The organism is Azospirillum sp. B506 (assembly GCF_000333595.1).
Lineage (GTDB): Bacteria > Pseudomonadota > Alphaproteobacteria > Azospirillales > Azospirillaceae > Azospirillum.
This window is the reverse complement of sequence record NZ_BADK01000503.1, coordinates 1-6338: the sequence shown is the minus strand read 5'-3', so window position 1 is coordinate 6338 and position 6338 is coordinate 1. Positions and strand designations below refer to the sequence as shown.

6 protein-coding genes are annotated in these 6338 nt (G+C 67.8%); 4 read left to right on the top strand and 2 right to left on the bottom strand.

The features are described from left to right. Nucleotides 1-129 precede the first annotated feature (129 nt). Both I71_RS15100 and I71_RS15095 read right to left on the bottom strand, forming a co-directional pair. Entirely contained in the window at nucleotides 130-336 is a 207-nt protein-coding gene (locus tag I71_RS15100) for a hypothetical protein (protein WP_042695673.1), read from the bottom strand. 328 nt (nucleotides 337-664) lie between these two features. Continuing rightward, on the bottom strand, nucleotides 665-1375 hold the full coding sequence (locus I71_RS15095; protein ID WP_280109876.1) for an IclR family transcriptional regulator: 711 nt from the start codon (nucleotides 1373-1375) through the stop codon (nucleotides 665-667). Between the two features lie 232 nt (nucleotides 1376-1607). Between I71_RS15095 and I71_RS15090 the strand changes: the two genes are divergently transcribed. From I71_RS15090 to I71_RS15075, 4 genes are all read left to right on the top strand, one after another. Next, on the top strand, nucleotides 1608-3182 hold the full coding sequence (locus I71_RS15090; RefSeq protein ID WP_042695671.1) for an ABC transporter substrate-binding protein: 1575 nt from the start codon (nucleotides 1608-1610) through the stop codon (nucleotides 3180-3182). Nucleotides 3183-3255: 73 nt separating this feature from the next. Further along, nucleotides 3256-4197, top strand: coding sequence for an ABC transporter permease (locus I71_RS15085; protein WP_042695670.1), 942 nt, complete (start codon nucleotides 3256-3258; stop codon nucleotides 4195-4197). 13 nt (nucleotides 4198-4210) lie between these two features. Beyond that, a complete protein-coding gene (locus tag I71_RS15080; RefSeq protein ID WP_042695669.1) occupies nucleotides 4211-5119 on the top strand; it encodes an ABC transporter permease in 909 nt (302 codons plus the stop codon). Nucleotide 5120: 1 nt separating this feature from the next. Further along, nucleotides 5121-6338, top strand: a 1218-nt coding sequence (locus I71_RS15075) for an amidohydrolase family protein (RefSeq protein ID WP_042695668.1), incomplete at its 3' end; no start/stop codon positions are given.

Genomic DNA, 6338 nt, shown 5'->3' with positions numbered 1-6338 from the left:
TTTACGGGTCGGTGATGCGGGCATCGGCGCTCCTTGTCAGCCAGGGAACAGTCCCAGCAAACAGGGGCAAGCCGTCAANGTTGCACCACCGCCCCTTCCCTCAAGAGAGACAATGCGCTCGGCGGGTGCTCAGTGGCCGGCGTCGGCGACGGTCACCGGCATGGTCTTGACCATTTCCATGGCGACGGCGGCGCGGACTTCGTCGGCGGCCAGGATGGCGCTCGGGTTCATCTTGGCCACGGCGGCGACCAGGACGAACAGGACAACGCCGAAGACCAGACGGGCAATGGCGAACTTGGCGGCGAACTTGGCGGACTCAGCGTCGAGCGTGGTCATGGCAATCTTCCTTCATCATCGGGTTTCAGTTCCGGCGGCCGGTGTCGCGGCCTGTTGAGGAAGATATTGACACGTTCCTGCATGCGCAAAAGCGGAGACATCACATTGCTGTACTCGTCATTTCGCATTGCAGCATAGCGCTGTGAAAGACAGCAGCAACGTGAGTTCTTAATACAGCCCTATGTTTCGCAGCGCTCTATCCGGATTTATGGGGTTTTCGCAGCGCTATTACTGCCCACCATCTAACCCCATTTAAAACATGTGGTGCGGTTTCGTCAAATGGCAATGGCCGGGCGGACCGGAGCGCCTCCTGGGAACGGCCCCGCGATCAGCGCCCCGGCGACAGCCGCTCCGCGCTGGCCTTCAGTGTGTCGATCATCACCTGCTGCGCCTCCTCCGTCGTGTCGGCCGGGACGACGAAGCAGATGGTGGCGATGCAGCGCCCGGCCGGATCGCGGACCGGGGCGGCGAGACAGGTGGTGAAACGGTCGACCAGCGCGGTGGTGCGGACATAGCCCTGGGTGCGGGCGCGATGCATGTCCTCCAGAAACTCGTCCTCGGCGATGCGGCGGCCATCGGGCAGGGTGAAATCCTCGGACGGGATGAAGCGCCGGATCTCGTCGGCATCCATGTGGTCGACCAGCAGCCGGCCGGACGCCGTCCAGGGAATCGGCACCTTGATGCCGATCTCGGAGCTGATGCGGAACATCCGGCGACCCGGCTCATTCAGCACGACCAGATACTTGTCGCCGTCCAGCGTGCAGAACTGCGCCGTCTCCCCGACCAGCTCGGCGATGTGGGCGACCTCCACCCGCGCCTTGCGGATCAGGTCGACGCTGTCGAGGTAATCGCTGCCATAATAATGCATCGCCGGTCCGAAATAGACCGTGCCGTCGCCGTCGCGCAGCTCCAGCCAGCGCGCCTCCACCAGCGTGTTGACCAGCTCATACATGGTGGAGCGCGGGGTGCCGGTGTCGCGGGCGATGTCGGCGATGCGGGTGGGAGCGCGCCGGTCGTGCAGATGCTCCATCAGCGCGATGACGCGGTCAATGCCGCGGGCGCGGCCCGTCGACTTTTCCTCCGACTGCTTCCCGGCAACGGTTTCTCGGCACGCCGCCGCTCTTCATCTGATCCGCGCTCCCTGGTCAACCCACCCCCGATTAACACGCGGATTTTCGACTTGCCAGCGCTCTTTGTCCGATATACCGTTTGTTTGTCTGGAATACAAGACCGACGTCCGATATTTCGGACAAACGGTTCGGGAGACGGAAATGACAGGGATCACGCGACGTCTGTTCAACACCGCCCTCGGCACGACGCTGGCCGCCGGCGGACTTTCCACTGGAATTCTCGGAAGCTGGACCACCCCTGCGCAGGCCCAGCAGGGCGGCGTTTCGGTGGTCACGGTCGCCACCATCGGCGAGCCGCCGACGCTGGACCCGGTCGGCACCACCTCCGACCTCGTCAGCATCATCACCCAGCACATGTTCGAGACGCTGTTCACCTTCGACGGCGACTGGAAGCTGGCCCCGCTGGTGGCGTCGGCCCTGCCGCAGGTGTCGGTGGACGGCAAGACCTACACCATCCCGCTGCGCAGCGGCGTCACCTTCCATGACGGCAGCACCGTCACGGTCGACGACGTGGTCGCCTCGCTGGACCACTGGACCAAGGCCTCGCCGCGCGGCAAGACCGTCGCCCCGCTGGTGGAGAGCATCGCCGCCAAGGGTGCGGACGCCGTCGTCATCGCGCTGAAGGAACCCTTCGCGCCGCTGACCGCGCTGCTGGCGATGAACAACGGCGCCGCCGCCATCGTGCCGAAGTCGGTGATCGACGGGCCGGGCGCGCTGAAGTCGCTGATCGGCACCGGCCCCTACAAGCTGCTGGAGCACAAGCCCGACCAGTATATACGGCTGGTGCGCCACGACGCCTACGCCTCGCCCGCCGGCACGCCCAGCGGCTATGCCGGCAGCCGCAAGGCCACCATCGGCGAGGTCCGCTTCGTCCCGGTGCCGAACGCCGCCACCCGCGTGTCGGGCGTTCTGGCCGGCCAGTACCAGTTTGCCGACAGCCTGCCGGCGGAAACCCTGCCGCGCATCAAGGACGCCGCCGGCGTCAAGCCGGTGATCGTCAAGCCGTTCGGCTTCCCGCTGATGATCATGAACACCAAGACCGGCGTGATGGCGAACCCGAAGGTCCGTCAGGCGGTCCTGGCGGCGCTGGATCCGAACGACATGCTGCTGGCCGGCTTCGGCGATCCCGAATTCGTCCAGGCGGAAGGGTCGATCTACGCTCAGGGCACGCCCTTCTACGATGCGGCCAGCGCCAAGCCCTACAGCGACCATGCGTCCGGCAAGGCGGCGGACCTGCTGAAGGCCGCCGGCTACAAGGGCGAGCCGATCCGCATCATGACCTCGGTGCAGTACGAGTTCCTCTACAAGATGAGCATGGTGGCGCAGGCCCAGCTCGAACTCGCCGGCTTCAAGGTCGACCTCCAGGTGCTGGACTGGGCGACGCTGCTGCAGCGCCGCGGCGACGACAAGGGGTGGGACGCCTTCTTCACCTACCACACCTTCGTGCCGGAGCCGTCGCTGATCACGGTGCTGAACCCCAGCTACCCCGGCTGGTGGGACAGCCCGGCCAAGCGCGAGGCGCTGGCCGCCTTCAACCGCGAAATGGACCCGGCGGCGCGCAAGGCGAAGTGGGTGACCCTGCAGTCGCTGTTCTACAGCGAGGTGCCGAGCATCAAGGTCGGCGAGTTCTACAACCTCGCCGCCAGCAGCGACAAGCTGACCGGCTACACCCCGACGCCCTGGCCGTTCTTCTGGAACACTGACCTGAAGGGCTGAGGGTAGGGATAAACCACTTTCCCAGCCCCCCTCTCCCCCCCGGGGAGAGGGGATTCTCTTTGGGACCGCAACCATGCTCGTTTACATCGTCCGCCGGTTCGCCGGCATGATGGTCGTCATGCTGCTCGTCGCCATGGTGGTCTTCCTGATCGCCCGCGTCGTGCCGGGCGATCCCGCCGCCGTCATGCTGGGCTCCTCCGCCACGCCGGAGGACATCGCGGCGCTGCGCGGCCGGCTCGGGCTCGACGAGCCGCTGCTGACGCAGTTCCTGCTCTATCTCGGGCAGATCGTCCGCTTCGACCTCGGCGACTCCATCTTCCTGAACCGCCCGGTGGTGCAGGCGCTGGCCGAACGGTCGGAGCTGACCGGGCTGCTGACCATGATGTCGGTGGGCATCGCCATGCTGATCGGCGTGCCGGTCGGCATCCTGTCGGCGGCCAAGCGCGGCGGACTGGTCGACCAGACCGCGGTCGGGCTCGCCATGCTGGCGGCCAGCATCCCCAGCTTCTGGATCGGACTGACCCTGATCAAGTATCTGGCGGTCGACCATGCCTGGTTCCCGGTCGCCGGTTACGGCCCGCCCGACGCCGACCTGCTGGAGCGCATGCGCCATCTGGTGCTGCCGGCCATCGCGCTGGGCATTCCCAATTCGGCGCTGATCCTGCGCTTCACCCGCACCAGCATGCTGGACGTGATGAGCCACGATTACGTCCGCACCGCGCGGGCCAAGGGGCTGCCGCCGCTGGTCGTCGTGCTGAAGCATGCGCTGCGCAACGCGATGATCCCGATCCTGACGGTGATCGGCCTGACCACCGCGGTGATGATCGCCGGCGCCATCGTGACGGAAACCGTGTTCGGCCTGCCCGGCGTCGGCAACCTGATCGTGTCGGCCGTGCTGCGCCGCGACTATCCGGTGATCCAGGGCGCCCTGCTGGTGGTGTCCGCCATCTATGTGCTGATCAACCTGACGGTCGACCTGCTCTATGCCGTGGTCGATCCGCGGGTCCGTTATTGAGAGGGAGGGTTCCATGGCAAGCGTCCCCGCCGGTCACGGCAACGTCCCCCTTCCCTCCTCCACCAAGGCCGGAAGCAGCCGGTCGCCGGCCACCCTGCTGCTGCGCCAGCTGTTCCGCCGCCGGCTGGTGGTGCTGTCCTTCCTGATCATGCTGGCGATCCTGGCGGTGGCGCTGCTGGCGCCGTGGATCACCCCCTTCAACCCGATGAAGATGGACATCCTCGGCCGGCTGAAGCCGCCGACCGCCGCCCACTGGTTCGGCACCGACGAATATGGCCGCGACGTGCTGTCCCGCGTGATGCTGGGCGCCCGGCTGTCGCTGCTGGTCGGCCTGCTGGTGGTGGTGGTGGCGACGCTGCTCGGCACGCTGCTGGGGCTGGCCGCCGGCTATGTCCGGCCGCTGGACGGGCTGCTGATGCGGCTGACCGACGCGCTGATGGCCTTCCCGGACATCCTGCTCGCCATCGCCTTCATGGCGGCGCTGGGTCCGTCGCTCTACAACGTCGTGCTGGCGCTCGGCATCGTCTACACGCCGCGCGTCGCCCGCGTGGTGCGCGCCGCCTGCCTGGTGGTGCGCGAGATGCCCTTCATCGAGGCGGCCACCGCGCTCGGCGCGTCGACCCCACGCATCGTCTTCCTGCACATCCTGCCAAACCTGATGTCGCCGATCCTGGTGCAGGCCACCTTCATCTTCGCCTATGCCATCCTGACGGAGGCGGCGCTGTCCTTCCTCGGCGTCGGCGTGCCGCCGACCACCCCGACCTGGGGCAACATGATCGCCAGCGCCCAGCAGTATTTCCAGCAGGCCGACTGGCTGATCCTGTTCCCCGGCTGCGCCATCGTCCTGACCGTGCTGTCGCTCCAGATCGTCGGCGACGGGCTGCGCGACGCGCTCGACCCCCGGCTCCAGAAGGCGAAATAAGATGAGTGCCACCTTCCTCATCAAGGGCGCCCGCGTCATCGACGGCACCGGCGCCCCCTGGTTCCCGGCCGACGTGCTGGTGGAGCGCGGACGCATCGCCGCCATCGGCCCGATGCTGGACGCGCCCGACGCCGAACCGCTGGAGGCGCGGGGCCGCTTCCTCGCCCCTGGCTTCATCGACGCCCATTGCCACGACGATCTGATCCAGTTGCGCCAGCCCGGCCGGCCGGAGAAGGTGGCGCAGGGCGTCACCACCGTGGTGGTCGGCAACTGCTCCTTCGGCCTCTACCCGCAGAGCCCCGACAGCGGCGGCCCCTTGCGTGAGCATTTCGGCAACCTGCTGGGCACGGTCGCGAGCGAAGAGACCTTCGCCGACTTCGCCGGCTACCGCGCGGCACTCGACGGGCGCGGCACCGCCATCAACCTCGTCTCGCTGGTCGGGCACGCCGCCCTGCGCCTCGCCGTCATGGGCTGGCAGAACCGCGCCGCCACCGCCGACGAGCGCGAGGCGATGGCCACCCTGCTGGCGGAGCAGCTGCGCCAGGGCGCGCACGGCCTGTCGCTCGGCCTCGTCTATCCGCCCAGTGCCTGGGCCGACCGCGCCGAACTGGTGCGGCTGGCGGAGGTGGTGGCGACGCATGGCGCACTGCTGACCGCCCATGTCCGCTCCTACGAGGGCGGGCTGATCGCCTCGGTGGACGAGTTCCTCGACCTGCTGAAGGCGGGCGGGGCGAGCGGCCTGCTCTCCCACCTGCAAGCCGCCGGGAAGCCCTATTGGGGCAGCCTGCCACGCGCGGTCGAGCGGCTGGAGATCGCCCGCAAGGGCGGCACCGACGTCAGCTTCGACATGTACCCCTACCCGGCCGGCTCCAGCACCATCCTGCAGCTGCTGCCGCCGTCGGCGCTGGCCGGCGGGGTCGAGGCGCTGCTGGCGCGCATGGCCGACGCGGACGGGCTGGCGGCGCTGCGCCGGGCGGTGGAGGACGGCGAGGCGCCGAACGATGCTGGCTGGGAATCCAAGATCCGCCTGATCGGCTGGGAGAATGTCCGCATCGGCGGCGTCGGCGAGCCGGACCTGCGCACCCTGGAAGGGCTGTCGCTGACCGAGATCGCCGAAGTCGCAAAGGAGCAGCCCTTCGACACACTGATCCGCCTGATCCGCGCCGACCGCGGCCGCACCAAAATCGTCATGTTCCAGCTGGCCGAAGCCGATCTGGAA